General features: G+C 52.8%; 15 protein-coding genes. 9 read left to right on the top strand and 6 right to left on the bottom strand.

Annotation, left to right across the window (positions count from 1 at the left end; all coding sequences use genetic code 11):
• The first annotated feature begins 6 nt into the window (after positions 1–6).
• The 4 genes from ACK1VC_RS19275 to ACK1VC_RS19260 all read left to right on the top strand — a co-directional run bounded on the left by ACK1VC_RS19275 (position 7) and on the right by ACK1VC_RS19260 (position 4,309).
• Positions 7–1,611 carry an aldolase catalytic domain-containing protein gene (locus tag ACK1VC_RS19275; RefSeq protein WP_016485383.1) on the top strand — a complete coding sequence of 535 codons (1,605 nt, stop codon included), beginning with the start codon at positions 7–9 and terminating at the stop codon, positions 1,609–1,611.
• The gene (locus tag ACK1VC_RS19270) at positions 1,608–2,303 is read left to right on the top strand and encodes an acylneuraminate cytidylyltransferase family protein (RefSeq protein WP_191087367.1); all 696 of its coding nucleotides are present in this window, start codon (positions 1,608–1,610) and stop codon (positions 2,301–2,303) included. Before ACK1VC_RS19275 ends, ACK1VC_RS19270 begins: the two co-directional genes overlap by 4 nt.
• Positions 2,300–2,983, top strand: coding sequence for an HAD family hydrolase (locus tag ACK1VC_RS19265; RefSeq protein WP_191087366.1), 684 nt, complete (start codon positions 2,300–2,302; stop codon positions 2,981–2,983). The genes ACK1VC_RS19270 and ACK1VC_RS19265 overlap by 4 nt, the downstream gene beginning before the upstream one ends.
• 246 nt (positions 2,984–3,229) lie before the next feature.
• Entirely contained in the window at positions 3,230–4,309 is a 1,080-nt protein-coding gene (locus ACK1VC_RS19260; RefSeq protein WP_191087365.1) for a hypothetical protein, read from the top strand.
• A 149-nt stretch (positions 4,310–4,458) separates the two neighbouring features.
• On the opposite strand, the gene ACK1VC_RS19255 is transcribed toward ACK1VC_RS19260, so the two are convergent.
• Positions 4,459–5,469, bottom strand: coding sequence for a hypothetical protein (locus ACK1VC_RS19255; RefSeq protein ID WP_023047793.1), 1,011 nt, complete (start codon positions 5,467–5,469; stop codon positions 4,459–4,461).
• Positions 5,466–8,909, bottom strand: a complete 3,444-nt coding sequence (locus tag ACK1VC_RS19250) for a glycosyltransferase (RefSeq protein WP_191087364.1) — start codon at positions 8,907–8,909, stop codon at positions 5,466–5,468. The genes ACK1VC_RS19255 and ACK1VC_RS19250 overlap by 4 nt, the downstream gene beginning before the upstream one ends.
• Before the next feature lie 580 nt (positions 8,910–9,489).
• On the opposite strand from ACK1VC_RS19250, the gene rfbB reads away from it, so the two are divergent.
• From rfbB to rfbC, 4 genes are read left to right on the top strand one after another with little or no spacing between them, the layout of a single operon-like run.
• The gene (rfbB, locus tag ACK1VC_RS19245) at positions 9,490–10,590 is read left to right on the top strand and encodes a dTDP-glucose 4,6-dehydratase (protein ID WP_016485376.1); all 1,101 of its coding nucleotides are present in this window, start codon (positions 9,490–9,492) and stop codon (positions 10,588–10,590) included.
• The gene (gene rfbD, locus ACK1VC_RS19240; protein ID WP_016485375.1) at positions 10,587–11,489 is read left to right on the top strand and encodes a dTDP-4-dehydrorhamnose reductase; all 903 of its coding nucleotides are present in this window, start codon (positions 10,587–10,589) and stop codon (positions 11,487–11,489) included. The genes rfbB and rfbD overlap by 4 nt, the downstream gene beginning before the upstream one ends.
• 11 nt (positions 11,490–11,500) lie before the next feature.
• Positions 11,501–12,382, top strand: coding sequence for a glucose-1-phosphate thymidylyltransferase RfbA (rfbA, locus tag ACK1VC_RS19235; protein WP_191087362.1), 882 nt, complete (start codon positions 11,501–11,503; stop codon positions 12,380–12,382).
• Positions 12,382–12,930 (top strand): dTDP-4-dehydrorhamnose 3,5-epimerase, encoded by a 549-nt coding sequence (gene rfbC, locus ACK1VC_RS19230; RefSeq protein WP_016485373.1) that lies wholly within the window; start codon positions 12,382–12,384, stop codon positions 12,928–12,930. Before rfbA ends, rfbC begins: the two co-directional genes overlap by 1 nt.
• Positions 12,931–13,242: 312 nt before the next feature.
• Here rfbC and ACK1VC_RS19225 read toward each other — a convergent pair whose 3' ends face one another.
• Positions 13,243–13,542: a YceK/YidQ family lipoprotein gene (locus tag ACK1VC_RS19225; protein WP_016485372.1), complete on the bottom strand. Its 300-nt coding sequence runs from the start codon at positions 13,540–13,542 to the stop codon at positions 13,243–13,245.
• Between the two features lie 149 nt (positions 13,543–13,691).
• Here ACK1VC_RS19225 and ACK1VC_RS19220 point away from each other — a divergent pair, with 149 nt between their 5' ends.
• On the top strand, positions 13,692–14,837 hold the full coding sequence (locus ACK1VC_RS19220; RefSeq protein ID WP_083283720.1) for an acyltransferase family protein: 1,146 nt from the start codon (positions 13,692–13,694) through the stop codon (positions 14,835–14,837).
• 163 nt (positions 14,838–15,000) lie between these two features.
• Here ACK1VC_RS19220 and ACK1VC_RS19215 read toward each other — a convergent pair whose 3' ends face one another.
• Genes ACK1VC_RS19215 through ACK1VC_RS19205 form a run of 3 tightly spaced genes read right to left on the bottom strand, consistent with a single transcriptional unit; the run spans position 15,001 to position 17,971 of the window.
• On the bottom strand, positions 15,001–15,393 hold the full coding sequence (locus tag ACK1VC_RS19215) for a GtrA family protein (protein WP_016485370.1): 393 nt from the start codon (positions 15,391–15,393) through the stop codon (positions 15,001–15,003).
• Complete coding sequence (locus ACK1VC_RS19210) at positions 15,390–16,334, bottom strand: glycosyltransferase family 2 protein (protein WP_016485369.1); 945 nt, start codon at positions 16,332–16,334, stop codon at positions 15,390–15,392. Before ACK1VC_RS19210 ends, ACK1VC_RS19215 begins: the two co-directional genes overlap by 4 nt.
• Complete coding sequence (locus ACK1VC_RS19205; RefSeq protein ID WP_095117075.1) at positions 16,331–17,971, bottom strand: DUF6311 domain-containing protein; 1,641 nt, start codon at positions 17,969–17,971, stop codon at positions 16,331–16,333. The genes ACK1VC_RS19210 and ACK1VC_RS19205 overlap by 4 nt, the downstream gene beginning before the upstream one ends.
• Positions 17,972–17,973 lie beyond the last annotated feature (2 nt).

Below are 17,973 nucleotides of genomic sequence, written 5' to 3'. Positions count from 1 at the left end.
ATTGACATGAAGCATCTGGACTGCACACTTCGAGATGGTGGTTATTACAATAACTGGAACTTCTCCGAAGCGCTGATTGCACAGTACATAACCGCCATGCAAGCGGCTGGCATTCAAACGATTGAACTGGGCCTTCGTTCGTTAAAAAACAGCAGTTTTAGCGGCGCCTGCGCTTATACCACTGATGCCTTCCTGAGCACCCTGGATCTGCCCCCCTCCATGACGATTGGCGTGATGGTTAACGGCAGTGAACTGGTCGGAAAAAACGCGGGGCAGCAAGCACTGCAGCTACTGTTCCCCAGCCCGGCGAGTGAATCGCCGGTTGACCTGGTGCGTATTGCTTGCCACGTTCATGAGTTTGCAGAAGCACTCCCAGCGGCGAGCTGGCTTAAGGAACAGGGCTACGATGTAGGCTTTAACCTGATGCAGATCGCGAACTGCTCAGAAAGCGAAATCAAAGCGCTGGCTAAACTTGCAAACAACTACCCGCTGGATGTGCTGTATTTTGCTGACAGCATGGGGAGCATGTCCCCTGATGAAGCGGCACAGATCATCCAGTGGCTGCGTAGTGAGTGGCAGGGGGCCTTGGGGATCCACACCCATGACAATCTCGGCTTGGCGCTTTCCAATACCTTGCGCGCGATGGATGAAGGCGTTACCTGGGTCGACTCTACAGTCACGGGCATGGGCCGAGGGCCCGGCAACGCCCGCACCGAGGAGCTGGCTATCGAGATTGCTGCACGCACTGGGAAACCCGCGAATCTGATACCTTTGATGACGCTTCTTCGTGAGCACTTCAAACCCATGCAAGTTAAGTATGGCTGGGGGACCAACCCCTATTATTACCTCGCTGGAAAATATGGTATCCACCCAACCTACATTCAAGAAATGCTGGGTGACTCCCGCTTCGGCGAAGAAGATATTCTTGCGGTCATTGAATACCTTCGCAATGAAGGCGGTAAGAAGTTCAGCGTGCATACACTTGATGCCGCCCGACACTTTTACCGTGGCGCGCCCACAGGTCAGTGGGCACCGCAGGATCTTTTCGCCGGCCAAGATGTATTGCTTCTAGGTACGGGCCCTGGCGTAGCGGCGCACCGGCAAGCGTTGGAACACTTCATTCGCCAGCATAAACCGGTTGTGATGGCGCTGAACACGCAGAGCTCAATTGCCGCTGAATTGATTGATGTCAGGGTCGCTTGCCATCCCGTCCGCCTTCTGGCCGATTGCGAGGCACATATCGAACTGCCTCAGCCTTTGATTACGCCCTACTCCATGCTACCGATGGATGTGCAGGGTGCGCTCGCCAATAAAAACGTTCTTGATTTCGGCCTGAATGTTCAGCCCGATAATTTCACGTTCGAGGACACCCATTGCACTATCCCGACCTCGCTAGTGGTAGCGTACGCCATGGCTGCCGCCAGCTCTGGCAAAGCTAAACGCATTCTCATGGCTGGCTTCGATGGGTATCCTGGCGAAGACCCGCGAAATGCTGATACCAACAAGCTTTTGAGGCAGTATCAAGACACCCCGTCCAGCACGCCGCTGCTCTGCCTGACGCCAACTCGATATGACATTAGCTGCCAAAGCATTTATGGGCCACTGAAATGAAATATGAAAAAACGACGTGTTTTCTGCCCTGCCGAAAAGGCAGCGAACGCATTCCGAATAAAAATATAAAACCATTTGGCGGCCACGCATTCGGCTTGATTGAAATCAAGTTGAAGCAACTGCTTGAAGCTGAGGCTGTTGATGCCATCGTGCTGAGCACCAACGACGAAAGCATCCTTGACTACGCCTCATCGCTTCAAAGTAATAAAATCACACTCCATAAGCGACGAGAAGAGCTGTCTTCCAGCCAGACCAGCACTGACCAGTTGGTGGCGCATGCGCTTGAGTTGATCGGCGAAGGTAATATCTTGTGGACCCACGTTACCTCGCCCTTCCTCAGCGCCAGTCATTACAACGAAATCGTAAAGCTTCACAATGAGAAAGTACTGACCGGGTACGACTCCTTGATGACCACAAATTTGCTGCACGGCTTCCTCTGGCAAAATGGCGAAGCCATGAACTATGACAGAAACGTAGAGAAATGGCCGAGAACGCAAACCCTCAACCCCGTACATGAAGTAAACAGTGGTGTATTCCTTGCTCATGCAAGTATTTACAGGGAGCTAGATGACCGAATTGGTCGTAAACCCTACCTTCATCCACTGGGCAAACTGATCAGCCATGACATTGACTGGCCGGAAGACTTCACCATCGCAGAATGCCTGCTAGAAAAAGGTTTGGTTACCCTATGAAGAGTATTAAATCGAATCTAGGCGACTACGCCACCCTGGTTTTTGACTGCGACGGCGTGCTGCTAGATTCGAATAAAGTGAAAACCCAAGCCTTCTACCAAGCAGCGCTGCCTTACGGCGAAATGGCCGCCCAGGCTCTCGCTGATCACCACGTCGCTAATGGCGGGGTTTCACGCTATAAAAAGTTTTCATATTTCTTAGAACACATAGTCGCCCAACATGTTGAAGGACCTACATTAGAGCAGCTTCTACACCGCTATGCTGAGCACGTAAGGAGCGGCCTGCTCAGCTGCGATATAGCGAGTGGCATACGGGAGCTTCGAGCAAAAACTCCGAATACTCGCTGGTTGATCGTTTCTGGCGGTGACCAGACCGAACTCCGTGAGGTTTTTGCACAGCGAAAGCTTGCTGAGATGTTTGATGGCGGCATATTCGGAAGCCCAGATGCTAAAGAGGAAATTCTTGCGCGCGAGCAACGCGACTCAAATATTGTATCCCCTGCCCTCTTCATCGGCGACAGTAAATATGACTTCAAGGCAGCTCGCGAATCGAATTTGGATTTCCTTTTTTTGAGTGACTGGTCCGAAGTTAAGAACTGGCAGCAATGGTGCCATGAGAATAATATATATGCCCTAGGCAATATTTCTTCTCTGCTCGAAACCTGCACCCATCCTGAATAGAGAACGCATTAAATTATTACGCATTGGGCAGCGCCACTCCAGGCACTGCCTTGCGGGGAATACCCTGCACCCTCTGCGCTTTGTAAATTTCATTTCAACTTCAGCGCCCCAACCGAAAAATTTATTTCAGAACTCAGCCTCAGTCAAAGGTAAAAACCAGAGTCTAGCAAACCAAGTCAAATCCTGATAAACCATCTATGCCTACTTAGCATTATTATTTTTACATTTTTATGATCGGACATTAACATGATTATTGGCCCCTCGCACGTAGTACGCTGGCAAAGGCTGAGAGATTTTTTTGAAATCGATAGCCCGTTTCATGGAGTCGGTGGTCTCCCGATCTGGCATGATAGTATCGAGCGCTGCTCAAGAACAAATAGCCCATTCATCATGGTAGGTGACTTTAGATTCGGCAACACTTATCACCTGACGCATAATGAAAGCGACGCCTTCATTGTAAAGAAAGAATTTATAAACCCAGAAATAGACAAGCTCATGTATGACAAGTCTATTGAAAGTCTAGAAACTCTTCAAAGAGATGATATAAGGCTAGTTTTCTGGTGCCTATTAATCAGAGAATATAAAAATATCAATGAGGATAAATATTTCAAGAACAGCACATACCAACACCCCATTTGGAATCTACCCGAAATTGAAAACAAATTCAGGAACAGCATAAAACTTTCTGACATACTTCATTACGATCTTAACTTTTTGTTTATTGACTCCAGCAATCATCCTTCAATTTTTGGTTATTACTTCCTCAAAAAAATCCACGAAGGATTGACTTCCAGCCAAGCACTAACCTTGGCTCTGAAGGCAAAAAAATCGTTTTTCAAAATATTTGATTATTACAAAAACGACAGCTTTATTGTATCGGGAACCACTAACACATTCAGACTCATCAAGGATTACCTAAGACGAGGAATTCTTGACACAACAACAGTCGGCGGCTTTCATGTCAGGGAAGCTGATGAGGCTCTTTTTTCATCACATAAATATCATAAAACGCTAATCTATTTTGCAAAAGAAGAAGATTCCAAACCGAACGAAGCCAGTCTTACCTTCTTCGACAAAGCGCCATATCAAAATAAAGTACTCATCATAAAAAGAGACGGCAAGACCTTTTTTTACAAAGCATTTAAGCAAGAGAAGCCAACACTATGCTTCGTAATGATTAATACTACTGAAGACGAAGAAATAGCTGGCGATATTTACAACCTTATCGGACTTGCGCAAGTACTTTATCTATCAATGGCCTTAATCAACAAAGATGGCACCATTAAAACCAATCCGTATTGCAAACTTAAATCAATATTATCATAACTACACATCAAAAAGCCTGAGGCGAGCGATTTCACATCCAAAAAACCGGTCGCCTCAGCGAAGCAAATTTATAAAGAGCTCATTGCAAATCTGCAACGAGCCATTTAATTTTCTAGGATATCAAGAGCAGGTAGACTCTGAATACCCTGCTATGAATTAAGCGCCATTTCAGTCACGTCAAAAAACTCACTTTTAAATTTCGACCGCGAACTTTGAAACCTTGAAAATACGGGCGCGAAGCTTATTTTTCCACTGTACTTGATATCAGCATACCGGGACTCGGAGGGTATCCTGCCTAGACTTTTAGCAGCACATTTCATCGCTAATTCCCCGAGATTCAGGAGCGCATGGCAGTCCGATATCTGCCCCAGAACCCAATCATTCCTAGAATGGAATGTATCGTTTATAGCTTTTCTCGAAAAATCAAATGCAGCAAGGAACTTCCAACCTGACTCTTTATTTCTACCAACAAAGGCAAGTATTGCAGCCTTTAGAATCAAGCACTGACAATAATTCCAATAGCTGAGCTGGTTTAGATTGGGCTCATATCTGCGCAGCGCCGAATCGATTACCCACTCAGCATCTTCAACACGGTCATTAAGGAGAAGCACTAGGGCAAATGCTGTCGCTGAGGAAATACCCCAGCGCGCAGTATTAGGGGTACAATATTCTACCGCGTCGTCAAACTTTGTCTTTGACTCCAATAGAACACCAATCACCCACCCCCGATACTCCGGGGCCTCAAGGTACTTATAGGAAATCAAAGTTATTAATGCGCCGTAAAAATGGTTGTTCACAGGCATAATTGACAGGGCATTGAATGCAACGAAAAATAATTCGTTATTTTCCATGCCGCGAGTAGCAGCGTTGATTATGGCGCCTGTAACATAGAACTCATCAGCGAGCTTTTTTTCATCCAGCCTATATTTTTCAAAGGCTCCGGCTAACTCCAACTTATGTTCATCAGAAGCAAGTTGCAGACTTTCATAGACCGAAAAATCTCTGATATTGACCTCAATGGCTACCTGCTGAGGATCGCCAGCGTCCACCCATTTGAATGGCACCTCCCGCTGCGCCTGGCTAAGATTTATAAATTTGGAAGCATCGACGCTCGCAAATTCAATCACGACTGAGGACAGCCCTATATTTGTCACTTTCATTTTATAAGCTTCCTTCCTACTGCATGGCCATCTTTCAAGGTCATGTAGAGCTTCTTGAGGTCCATAGCTTGGCTAGCTGAGGTTCTCCTTACCTCTGTGTCGGATGCCGCCTTGTGTTGGGCAATTGAGCTACTGATATGCTTTAACGTTACTACTAAGGCTTCCGTACTAGGCTCAATAACATAACCATTCTTATTTGGAACAATGTCTTCGCCTATGCCTCCCATGTTACTGGCGACCGCCCAGCATCCGCTAGCAACCGCTTCACGGGTTACAAGGCCGAAGCTTTCCGGCCACATCGATGGCGCAAAGAGGACATCCATTTTCCCATAAAGGTCTACGATTCCTTTCTGGCTTACGCGACCGATAAAGGTTACTGGCACTTTCCCCCACTGAGAATGATGTTCATACCCCTCTTCCTTGGAATGGTCAACAATCAAAAACTCAAGGTTCTCAGGCTGACTCTGAAGCACTGCTTCCTTAAGCAGATAATACCCCTTGTGCTCCGACATTCCGCCGATATGCCCGCAGACAACCCGCTTGGTGTAAGAGGTATCTTTCTGCGTCCACGGAATGTCACTGGAGACGCCATTAGCTACAACTTCTATCTGCGGGATACCGTTTCGACGATAAATGTCTGCGAACGCGTTCGACACGGTCAGCACCCTCGAAGCACTGTGCAGGAGGTCTTTCAGATCGCGGCGTCGCTCGATGGAATCTGCCAACTTCATATTCGTTGGCATTTCTATGAGCTCGTAAGGGTCAGGATGCCCGTCAGGATAAACTTTTGAGTTATGGTCGACCAAGAACTGGAAATCCGAGATCCACCAGGCATCGTGAATAGTGACCATGTAAGGAATTTTGGCATCTCGTGCCGCTTCCACAATCGAAGCTGTCAAGCGCTGGACGCAATGGAAGTGGATCAAATCGGGTTTTTCCAGCTCCAGGAACTCTTGGAACAGGCGATACATCTCTGGGTCTTTAGGATGCCAATCCATGTGCTCACGCCACAGGGTTGTAGACCGGTAGACCCGGCAGCCCTCATAGGTGTAGACAGTCATCTGATGAGCGGGTCTGCACTCGACATCCGCTGTGAACACACAGACATCGAAGTCCTCGGCGTAAGCGCTTCTGAACTCTGAGAAGTTATCAGCCACAACACGCGTGGCACCACCAATCGCCTGCGGTGGGAAAAATACGTTGACCAACGCAATTTTTTTCCTCGGCTTGGCTTTCTGAATGCCACTTACGAAATCATCGAGCGTAGCTGCCAGCGTACTTCCAAGCGCCTGCAGGCTGTAATCGTCCTGGGCCCGTTTCTGAGCGGCCTGGCCTACCTGTTGCCGTAAGGCTTGGCTACCAGCGAGGTTTTTTAATGCCAGGTACCATTCTTCTTCAGTCGTGGCAAGGAAACCATCTTCTCCATCTTTGACAACATCACGGTAATTGGCCGTGCTGCTCAAAACCGATGGGATACCAAAACAGCCTGCTTCAAACCATTTCAGCTCGCTTTTACAGGCATTGACTTTGTCATCGTGCAACACCGCGATATTGATATCCGCTTGCTCAAGCAGCGACCAATAACCTTGCACACTGTCCATGGCCGGCAACTGGGTAAACTGCTGAGCGTATTTTGCGGTAAATGACACTGGCAATCGCAGGTAACCCACAACGACCAAACGAGCCTGAGGGGTCTCGCTAAGCACACGCTCAATCGCAGGCAGCGCCTGTTCGATAAAGTCGGTGTTGTGTGCTTGAGTACCGCTGCCATAGAAGATATCGATGGTCTTCTTGTGCGATTTGTCGTTTGTGCGAATCTGATTCAATCTGTCCAGGCCGTTGCGATGCAACCAGCACTGTTTTTCTCTCACCAGCTTGGCGAGTTCCGAACGCAGCGGCTCAGTGGATGCGATCCCCTGACGGCAAAGTCGCGCAGCGGCATTGAACAACGCCATGCCGCGCGTGAGTTCCCGGTGTGTGGCCAGCGAGACATAGCCACCATAGCTATCGATCGACGGCGGGTACTCCGGAACAAATAGCAGATCATCAATTTCGTACAGGCTGAGCTTACCCGTTGCGTTGACTTGAGCGATGGCCTTGATAACTTGAACTACCGCTGGCACTCGATAGAAGATCACCACATCGTGCAGTGCTAATGCATTTTGGTTCTTGTCCAGCTCGGTCCAGCTTATGGCAGTTACCTGCTTGCCAACTGCTTCCAGCTGTTCAATTTTCTGCTCAATGCGGTAGCGCACGCACTGGGCGATGTGGAAGTCACCAACAATTAAGACACGATCGGTATTCAAATTGCCCAAGGGCGGCAGTGCGGGCAAATCGTCTGCGGCGCTTTCCGACAGATCACCGTAAACAGGCAGGTACGCTCGATACAAGTCAACCGCGTAAGCGTAGGCCTCATTGATCAAGCTCTCCCGGTCCAGCATATCCACTCGGGTCATGAGCTTTGCGTGTAAGTCACGCCATTTCTGCTCGGCCAGACGCTCGAGTTCGTCTTGCTGGGGACGGTGATTCGGGTTGGTAGCAATACCTGCAGAAAGCACCCGAATGGCTTCATCTAGCTGATGCAGCTTAGCCAAGCAGTGCGCTCGGTTGAAGGCGGTCCACACCGGCGGATTCGGCAATTGCGCGGCAGCATTGAAGTACTGCAAGGCAATACTGAAGTGACCATCCTCCATGTAGCTACCGCCTAGACGGTTGAATACCTCAGCACTCGGCGCGATGCTCAAAGCCGCCTCAAGCAGGATTCTGCCCTCCTGGACCTTGTGCCGGGACAGGTAATGCATACCCAGTTTAGAGAACACTACCTGGCTTTTCTGAGGCGTCTCGGCGAGATCAACAGGGATAACATCCTGCCCCAGGAATATGCCCATGACCCGCTGTGGTTCAACCTCAAGGCCGCGCTTGGCGCTCCGTTCAATGACGGCGGAAAGGCTGAACCCGTTCGGTAACAGCTCTGGTGGGAGCTCGTGCTTCTTAGCCCAGGCATCGGGGGTAGGAAGTCGCCCCTCCGCCCGTCCGAAGCGTTGGAAATGTGCTTCCGCAATCGCTTGAGTTTCAACGCCGCCGGCTTTGAGGTCAGGGTAAAGGGTCAGGTAAAAATCCAGGTCTACTTTAGCAACATCCGGCCTGACCATGACGGCGCTGTCGGCCGCATTGAGCACTGCTTCAGCGATAAGCTCCGCATCACCACTTTCGTGCGAAGCCGAGGCATAACGGCCTTCTTGATAACCGAACGCATGCCAATGCTGCTCGAGCGCATCGTCCGTGAGCGAAGACAGGTCTGGGTATCGATTCCGATAATAAGCCAGATCCAGCACGAATCGCCTTGAGCCAGTCTTTTTCTGGGTGGCGGGTACTGAATTTCTCTTAACATGCATGCTCGGCTGCACATCTACGCTCGGCAAGCCTTCCTTAACAGACATTTTTCACTTTCCTATGAATTTTCAAGAGCGCCAGACCGCTGAAACATGAAGAATGACGTCTAACCTGCCGAGCCCCGAGCCTATTATATTTTTTGTTGGGTTGTTCAACATGAATGCAAGAACTGCCATCACTCTAATTCCTATTTCAGGAATGCTGACAAATAAAAATGACACTTTTCAACCCCCGGAAACGAACCCGCCCCCTGAGGCGCGCGCTGCACTGCCATGCCCACCGAACTGGAACCACAAGATAGCGGTAGCTCAAGGCACTCCAGACTTGCCTGCACTCAGGTCAATCTCCGTGAGTTGCATTGCTCAAACAGCTGTTTGTTGCATGGACACCTGACGACTCCCTGTTGTGTCATGGCAACCATGAGGTCACCTTCCACCGCTGCAACGGCTCCTCCTCGTCCAGCATGAGCAGATCGGCACGGTCAGTACCGGCACCCAGCAGTGTATTTTTCGACATCAGGGTGGTCTAATTCCGGGCAGCGCTAGCAGCTCGCCTTGCGTTGCCGGGGCGAAGTTTCTCAGCGTCATCTGTCTACGACAACACCTTTTGTCCAATTAGAGCCAAATTATGATTCTAGTAACAGGCGGAGCCGGCTTCATCGGCTCAAATTTCGTACTGCAATGGTGTGCGAACAATGAGGAACCCGTCCTCAACCTCGACGCCCTGACCTACGCAGGCAACCTGGCCAACCTGCAGTCGCTGGAAGGCAACCCTCAGCATCGCTTCGTCCAAGGCAATATTTGCGATGCAGCACTGCTGGCCAAGCTGTTTGCCGACCATCGCCCACGCGCCGTGGTTCACTTCGCCGCCGAATCCCATGTAGACCGCTCGATCACCGGCCCCGAAGCGTTTGTCGAAACCAACGTGATGGGCACGTTCCGCTTGCTTGAGGCCGCCCGGGCGCATTGGAACAGCTTGGAAGGTGCAGAGAAGGAGGCCTTCCGTTTCCTCCATGTCTCTACCGACGAAGTCTACGGCACTCTGGGGCCAAACGACCCGGCGTTCACCGAGACCACGCCGTACGCGCCGAACAGCCCGTACTCCGCCAGCAAGGCAGCCAGTGACCATTTGGTACGCTCGTATTTTCATACCTACGGCATGCCGGTACTCACTACCAACTGCTCCAACAACTACGGGCCGTTCCACTTCCCGGAAAAACTGATCCCGCTGATGATCGTCAACGCACTCGCCGGCAAGCCGCTGCCCGTCTATGGCGATGGCCAGCAAATCCGCGACTGGCTGTATGTCGAAGACCACTGCTCGGGCATCCGTCGCGTACTGGAAGCCGGTGCGTTCGGCGAGACGTACAATATTGGCGGCTGGAATGAAAAAGCCAACATCGACATTGTGCGTACACTTTGCGGCCTTCTCGACGAGATGGCACCTGCGGCATCGCGCCAGGTGATCAACCAGAAGACCGGCGAGCCTGTCGAACAGTACGCAGAGCTCATCGCCTACGTAACCGACCGCCCAGGCCATGACCGCCGTTATGCCATCGATGCACGCAAGATCGAGCGGGAGCTCGGCTGGAAACCTGCCGAAACCTTCGAGACGGGCATTCGCAAGACAGTCGCTTGGTACCTGGCCAACCAGGAATGGGTAAAAGGTGTCATGGACGGCAGCTACCGTGACTGGGTGGCACAACAATACGGGGCAAATAAAGCGTGAAAATCCTGCTGTTGGGGAAAAACGGGCAAGTAGGCTGGGAGCTACAGCGCGCCTTGGCGCCGCTGGGTGAGGTCATCGCGCTGGATCGTCAGGGGGCCGAAGGCTTATGTGGCGACTTGTCCAACCTGGACGGCTTGGCCGTTACGGTTCGTCAGCTGGCGCCGGACGTGATCGTCAACGCTGCTGCCTACACTGCAGTGGATAAAGCTGAGAGCGATCAGGCACTGGCCGCAATGATCAATGCCGAGGCTCCTGCTGTATTAGCACGTGAAGCAGCAGCTTTGGGCGCCTGGCTGATTCATTATTCCACCGATTATGTATTTGACGGCAGCGGCAGTCAGCGCTGGGAGGAAGCTGCGCCGACCGGCCCCCTTTCGGTCTACGGCCGTACCAAGCTGGAAGGCGAGCATGGCATACTCGCCAGCGGCGCCAAGGCCGTGGTACTGCGCACCAGCTGGGTGTATGCTGCGCGCGGGCACAATTTTGCCAAGACCATGCTGCGCCTGGCGGCGGAGCGTGAGACGTTGAGCGTGGTAGCAGACCAATTTGGCGCACCCACGGGCGCTGACCTGATCGCCGACGTTACCGCACACATCCTGCGGCAAATCTTCAATGGGCAAGACAACCGTCACCTGGCAGGGATTTACCACTTGGCTGCGTCAGGTGAAACCTCTTGGCATGGTTTTGCTCAGTTCGTGCTGGCGCACGCTCAACGCACTGGCGTAGCGCTGAAAGTGACAGCTGATCAGGTTGCTGCAATCAGCACCGAAGCTTATCCAGTACCTGCACCACGTCCGCGCAACTCGCGCCTGGCACTGGGCAAGCTGGAACACACGTTCAATTTCAAAATGCCGCTTTGGGAGCAAGGCGTGCAACGTATGCTGGACGAAATCCAGTAATAGGGACTCTCATGGCTCGTAAAGGAATTATTCTGGCTGGCGGTTCGGGTACACGACTGCATCCGGCCACACTTTCGGTTTCGAAGCAGCTGCTGCCGGTGTATGACAAACCGATGATCTACTACCCGCTGAGCACCCTGCTGCTCGCCGGGATCCGGGACATCCTGATCATCTCCACCCCGCAAGACACTCCGCGCTTCGAACAGCTGCTGGGCGATGGCAGCCAGTGGGGCCTGAACCTGTCCTACGCAGTACAACCAAGCCCGGATGGCTTGGCCCAGGCGTTCACCATCGGCGCAGACTTTATCGGTAACGACCCGTCAGCGCTGGTACTGGGTGACAATATTTTCTACGGCCATGACTTCCAGGCTCTGCTATTGAATGCAGACAAGCGTGAAGCCGGGGCTTCGGTGTTCGCTTATCACGTGCATGACCCAGAACGCTATGGCGTAGCGGAGTTTGACGATAGCGGCCGCGTACTGTCGCTGGAAGAAAAGCCGGCTGTTCCCAAGTCGAGCTATGCCGTTACCGGCCTGTATTTCTATGACAACCAAGTAGTCGACCTGGCCCGCGATTTGGAGCCATCTGCGCGCGGCGAGCTGGAAATCACCGACCTCAACAATCTTTATCTGCAGCAACAACAGCTGCAGGTTGAAATCATGGGCCGGGGTTATGCTTGGCTGGACACCGGCACGCATGACAGTCTGCTGGAGGCTAGCCAGTACATCGCAACCATGGAGCGCCGTCAGGGCTTGAAAGTCGCCTGCCCTGAGGAAATTTGCTACCGCGCTGGCTGGATCAACGCTGAGCAACTCGAGTGCCTGGCTCAACCACTGCTGAAAAACGGTTATGGCAAGTATCTGCAAAACCTACTGAAAGAGAAGGTGTTCTGATGCAAGCCATTGCGCTGGATATCCCTGAAGTCGTGCTGTTTACCCCCAAGGTTTTTGGCGACGAACGTGGTTTCTTCTACGAGAGCTTCAACGCCCGTGTCTTCAGCGAAGTGACCGGCCTGCAGCCCGACTTCGTACAAGACAACCACTCGCGCTCGGTAAAAGGCGTGCTGCGTGGCCTGCACTATCAGCTGGCACCTCACGCCCAGGGCAAGCTCGTACGTGTGGTGCAGGGCGAGGTTTTCGATGTTGCGGTGGATATCCGTCGCTCGTCCCCTACCTTCGGTAAATGGGTAGGTGCGGTATTGTCGGCCGATAACAAGAACCAGCTGTGGATCCCGCCAGGGTTCGCACACGGGTTCGTCACGTTGAGTGAAACCGCAGAGTTCCTCTACAAGACCACCGACTTCTACTCGCCGCAGTGTGAGCGCTGCATTGCCTGGAATGATCCGGCAGTGGGTATCGAATGGCCTATCGACTTCGCACCAAGCCTGTCTGGCAAGGACCAGCTTGGGGTCGCATTGGCTGACGCCGAACTGTTCGAGTAACAGCTCTCGCGGGGCAAGGCTGCGGTAGCGCAGCCTTGTCTCGGGCTATATTGCCTGGCAGCCTCTTTTTTGGGTCTGGCGGTTTTAATATTGCTCCAGAGGCCCCTCATAGCCTCGCTAGTCATCAGAACTCCCCTCCCTCCTTGTAGGCTATTTCCCAAAGATACCCGCTGCGCCGGCTTTTGATTGCACTCGCTAATCATGGGCCTTAGGCTCGCGTGGCCGCTACGATTCGCAGCATCCGTTGATACACTGATTGTGACGAGGGTTGGCTATTTGGCGGCCCGACAGCTCAGCGGCTTTGCCTGGAATTCAATACTCCAGTCGGCGAATGGGTACGTTACCCCGTTCATATTGCTGATAACCGGTATAGGGAAGAACTATGGTATCGGCAAGGCTTGACGCTGCCATGTCAACCAGGACGGGGAACGGTGCCCAGTGGGCGCCCGATCTCGCTGGAGCGTTCAGGCTGCAAAACTGATACGCCACACCGCTGTAGGCCCTGGGGATGCTGTGGCAGTCACTTTGCCATTTCGCCAGGTCATCTACCGCCTTGGCTTCGCTGAAAACGGTGTGTACAGTTCCGCAGCCTGCAAGCCCTGCGGCCAGCATTACACCTATCCATGGTCGCATGGGGATTACCTCTGGTTTCGACAGAGCCAAGCTTAGCGCGTTCTGTATGCAGGTTACAGAATGCCAGCAATGAGCTTCTCCTTGGTCCGGGTGATAACTACAATGCCACCATCTCCAGGAGAACCGGCATGCAACAAGCTTCAGACAGAGCGCTTTTCGCCAACCAGTTAAGAGGCGTGGCGGTGATCGCCGTGCTTATCGTTCACTGGTGCGGTGTTTATTGGTTTTCACGGGACGTGGTGGCGTCCTATATTCACGCCCCCATCGTGGAGGGGCCCTCGTCGAGCATGATCTATTGGCTGACGATCCCAACCTTCAACTACGGACCCTTCGGCGTTTCGGTCTTCTTCCTGATTAGCGGCTTTGTCATTCCGTTTTCGCTGAATCGTCTGGAGCCGGTGAAGTTTCTGATCGCGCGCTTTTTGCGCATCTACCCGACCTATATCGCTGCTTCGCTGATCATGTTGGCGCTGGTCTACTTGTCCAGCCGATACTGGGGTCAGCCGTTTTCGATGGCGCTTGACCGGCTGCTCGCCAACCTGCTTCTGCTGCAAGGCAACTTGCATTATCCCTCAATCGACATGGTCAACTGGACCCTGGCCATTGAGATCAAGTTCTACATCATCGCCGCGCTGCTTTATCGCTCGATCAAGGCTGGGAATGCGTTCCCACTGATCTTGTTCGCCGTGGCGGTGCTCGCAGCGTGCGAGGCGCTTCCGACATTGCTGGCCGGGAGAGAGCTGCGCGTAGGCCTGGTTGAATCGCTTGAGACCGAGTTGATGTGCGTAATCTTCATGTTCATCGGCACGGGCTTTTATCATCATTACACCGGTACCTATACGACTCGACAATTGCTGGCCTATGCAGCAATTATGATGCTGGTGTTTTTGCTGTGCTGGCCTCATACCGACTGGGATGTACAGATGCCATCGGTGCCGCAGAACTATGTTTACGGCTTGGTGCTGTTTAGCTTCAGCTACATGATGCGCAGGTATTTCCGCCCGTTTGCTCCGCTGGATTTCATCGCCAATATCAGTTACTCGATCTACGTGACGCATTCGATCATTGGCTACCTGTCTCTACGGATTCTGATGGACCAAGGGTTGTCATTCCCAGTATCAGGGTTGTTGACGCTGATCTTCGTGCTCACGCTTGCCTACGCACTTTATCGGCTGGTCGAGGTGCCTACCATGCACCTGGGCAAGCGGATTTTCGGGAAGAAAGCCAGGCCTGCGCCGGACGGCGCTGTGAACCTGGAGCAAGCGACGAAGTAGGCTGCGTGGGCGTGGGCTGCACCGGCTGTGCCGGTGGTTTGCGGGCACGCCCTCCCCCATTGAACATGACATGACTTATAGATTTGGCAGGGATTCTGTGGGAGCGGTGTTATCTGCATGACAGCACAGCCCAATGGGCCGTGCTTCTGCAGCACGCAGGCGATCAGGCTGCCGGTTTAAACGCCCAAAGCTTCATCACCAGGTAATTCAATACCGGCACCACGAAGATCACCATCGCCAGGCCCACCGCGTAATGCAGGCCCAGGTACTCCACCACAGAAGTGATCAACAACGTCAGGCCCAACGACACCAGCGACACCGCCAGGAAGCGCCGATAACCCAACAGGCTGGTTGGCGTCCTGAAGGTAAACCGGCTATTGAGCATGTACGACATTATGTTGGCAAAGCAGAACGCGATGCCATTGGCGACAAACGCTGGTGGCGCAAGCACCTCCATCAGCGCTATCACAATACCTGCATGCACCGCAGTGTTGGCAACGCCAACCAGCCCAAACCGTATGAATTCGTGATAACGCGCCGGGATGAGGTTTGTCACTTGATCACATCACGTACGATATAAACAGGCCGGTTTTTCGACTCGGTGAAGATACGTCCCACATATTCCCCCAGTACACCAATACCAATCAGCTGCACGCCACTGGCAAAGAGTACTGTAATCATGATCGAGGCGTAGCCGGGCAAGTCCACGCCAAAGAACAGGGTCTTGATCAGCAGATATGCCGCGTAGACAAACGACACTGCCGATACCAGGCAGCCCAAGTAGGTCCAGATACGCAACGGTACGGAGCTGAAGCTTGTAATCCCTTCGATGGCGAAGTTCCAAAGCTTCCAGGTATTGAAGCTTGAGCTTCCGTGTTCGCGGGCGGCCACTTTATATTCCACAGTCGTGGTCCGGAAGCCCACCCAAGCGAACAGCCCCTTCATAAAGCGGCGGCTTTCGGGCAACGTCTTCAAGGCATCGACAACCTTGCGGTCCATCAGGCGGAAATCGCCCACATCCGCGGGTATATCGATGTCCGAGATCCGGTTGTGCACCTTGTAAAAATAGTTGGCCGTGAATTTCTGGATCGGCCGGTCGGTTTCGCGGTCAACACGCTTGGCCAACACCACCTCGGCGCCCTGCTCCCACTTTTCGACCAGTTCCAGGATGACTTCCGGCGGGTGCTGCAGGTCAGAGTCGATCGGCACAATGGCGTCGCCCGTGGCAAAGTCGAGCCCGGCAGAAATCGCCGCCTCCTTACCAAAGTTGCGCGACAGGTCCACCACGGTCAAGTACGCGTAATCCGCCTTGGCTTTGACCAACTGATCATACGTGTGATCGCGACTGCCATCATTCACGGCTATCACTTCCAGCTCGTAGCGATCAGCCAGGCTGGCGAATACTTCATTAATACGCTGAAAAAAAGCGTGCACCCCTTTTTCTTCGTTGTAAAAAGGCGACACCAGCGAAATCGTGCGCTTGTTCAGTTCGGTCATGGGTTCACCTGCCCTGCTTGGCCGACGCGGCAGACATGAGCAAAGTCGAGCACTTTGCACTCAGGCTGCCGATTTGATGGGAAAAGCTGCTTGACCTGATCAACTTGTGGGAAGTCGCCGGTATTAAACACGTACATGGAATTGGCAAAATCTGACGCGGCAATTTCTGCCTGGGTGCTCTCGGTACTGCAGTTGGCGTTGGAGCGGGCTACGTAACCAGTGTTGATCTTGATGTTATGCACGGCCGCGTAACGCATGATCGGCATCAGGGTCTGCAGCACCTGGTCGCCGCGCCCACATTTGAATTTGGGGAAGAAATACAGATACTCGGTGTTGCTCGCGGTCTGCGCATTCCACTCGGCCTGGTCAAGCACCGGCTCAGCCGGGCGGTTGGCCACCGCAACCAGCAGCCGGCGGAATGCCGACAAGTCGCTGATCTGCACAACAAGCATGACCAGCATACAAGCGGCGAACAACTTAGTACTCAAGTGGCGGTACAGATAGGTAATCGAGAAGATCACTATACAAAAGCCTACCGGCCAGAAGAACCGCCCAGAGGCACGGAACTGGGAGGTAATAGGGCTCAGAATCGACGGGTAGTCGATTGACACCAGGTGGCTGGTACCCAGATAAATCTCGTTGGAAAGCGCGTAGAGGGTAAACAGCGCCATCAACCAGGTGAGCGCTTTGTGTCGGCCAAACGTGTCGTCACCGTCTTTGCGCTTCAACACCAGGCTCAATACAAAGGCCATTACTACACCCAAGCCCAAGTAGTTGAAACCCTCACCCTGTCCTGGCATTTCCGGGTTAGGGAAGTGCAGGTATTTACCACCATGCAGCGGTGACAGCAGGTTCATCGAGAACACGCCGAAGCCGCCTTCCTTCGAAACTGCCGCCTCGCCCATAGGGAAGATGGTAAGGAAGAGGCTGGCGCCAATGACCACGAATGGCACCAGAGCGCGGGCAACGAACGCCGGCTTGAAGCGTTCAGCGCTGCCCAGGTGGCTCGCCAGATAGATGGCGCTGGCCATGGCGAACAGGTAGATGTTGACGTAGAAGCCAGCAACCAGCAGCACGCCCCATGCCCACCGATGCGCCTGGCCGGTGTTGCGGCTACGCAGGTAAAGCGCCAGGGCGCACAGCACGATCCACTGCGACATCAGCGACACATGCGCAATGCGCGAGGTGAATTCAGGCATGCTCACCAGGCAGAACACTGCTGCGGCGAGCGCCAACCATGAACGCACCCGCAGTTCGCGCATGATCCACCAGGCGCAAATGGCCTGGGCGACGAAACACCCGGCGATCCATACACCTAACGGGTTGAAGGGAGCAAAGCTCTTGGGCACGAACACTTTCAGCAATAACGCATACAAGGGTATTGCGTCGACGAAGGTAGCCCGGGTGCCCTGCGGGTAGTTGATGCTGTCAAATGCCAACAGCGGGAAGCTAAAGGGGGCATTGAAGAAGGCATTAAAACCCGCGAAGTATTGGGTGACGTCTTCTACTTCGGTTTGCCAATACGAATTGGTGCCAAGGATGAAATCCAGTGGAAAGTGCCGCAGTACAAAAAACAACCCGAAGGCCACAGCGAACGCAAAGCCGGCTCGGCCTGTTGAGTCAAGCTTGAAACCCATTA

The sequence above is a fragment of the Pseudomonas sp. XP2 genome, from assembly GCF_053557975.1.
This window is presented reverse-complemented; position numbering and strand designations above follow the sequence as displayed.

Bases quoted from the DNA above. Each gene is read 5' to 3' on its own strand.
- rfbC (WP_016485373.1), top strand. From the start codon at position 12,382: ATGCAAGCCATTGCGCTGGATATCCCTGAAGTCGTGCTGTTTACCCCC.
- rfbA (WP_191087362.1), top strand. From the start codon at position 11,501: ATGGCTCGTAAAGGAATTATTCTGGCTGGCGGTTCGGGTACACGACTG.
- ACK1VC_RS19270 (WP_191087367.1), top strand. From the start codon at position 1,608: ATGAAATATGAAAAAACGACGTGTTTTCTGCCCTGCCGAAAAGGCAGC.
- ACK1VC_RS19205 (WP_095117075.1), bottom strand. From the start codon at position 17,971: ATGGGTTTCAAGCTTGACTCAACAGGCCGAGCCGGCTTTGCGTTCGCT.
- ACK1VC_RS19260 (WP_191087365.1), top strand. From the start codon at position 3,230: ATGATTATTGGCCCCTCGCACGTAGTACGCTGGCAAAGGCTGAGAGAT.
- ACK1VC_RS19220 (WP_083283720.1), top strand. From the start codon at position 13,692: ATGCAACAAGCTTCAGACAGAGCGCTTTTCGCCAACCAGTTAAGAGGC.
- rfbB (WP_016485376.1), top strand. From the start codon at position 9,490: ATGATTCTAGTAACAGGCGGAGCCGGCTTCATCGGCTCAAATTTCGTA.
- ACK1VC_RS19265 (WP_191087366.1), top strand. From the start codon at position 2,300: ATGAAGAGTATTAAATCGAATCTAGGCGACTACGCCACCCTGGTTTTT.
- ACK1VC_RS19275 (WP_016485383.1), top strand. From the start codon at position 7: ATGAAGCATCTGGACTGCACACTTCGAGATGGTGGTTATTACAATAAC.
- ACK1VC_RS19210 (WP_016485369.1), bottom strand. From the start codon at position 16,334: ATGACCGAACTGAACAAGCGCACGATTTCGCTGGTGTCGCCTTTTTAC.
- ACK1VC_RS19250 (WP_191087364.1), bottom strand. From the start codon at position 8,909: ATGTCTGTTAAGGAAGGCTTGCCGAGCGTAGATGTGCAGCCGAGCATG.
- ACK1VC_RS19255 (WP_023047793.1), bottom strand. From the start codon at position 5,469: ATGAAAGTGACAAATATAGGGCTGTCCTCAGTCGTGATTGAATTTGCG.
- ACK1VC_RS19225 (WP_016485372.1), bottom strand. From the start codon at position 13,542: ATGCTGGCCGCAGGGCTTGCAGGCTGCGGAACTGTACACACCGTTTTC.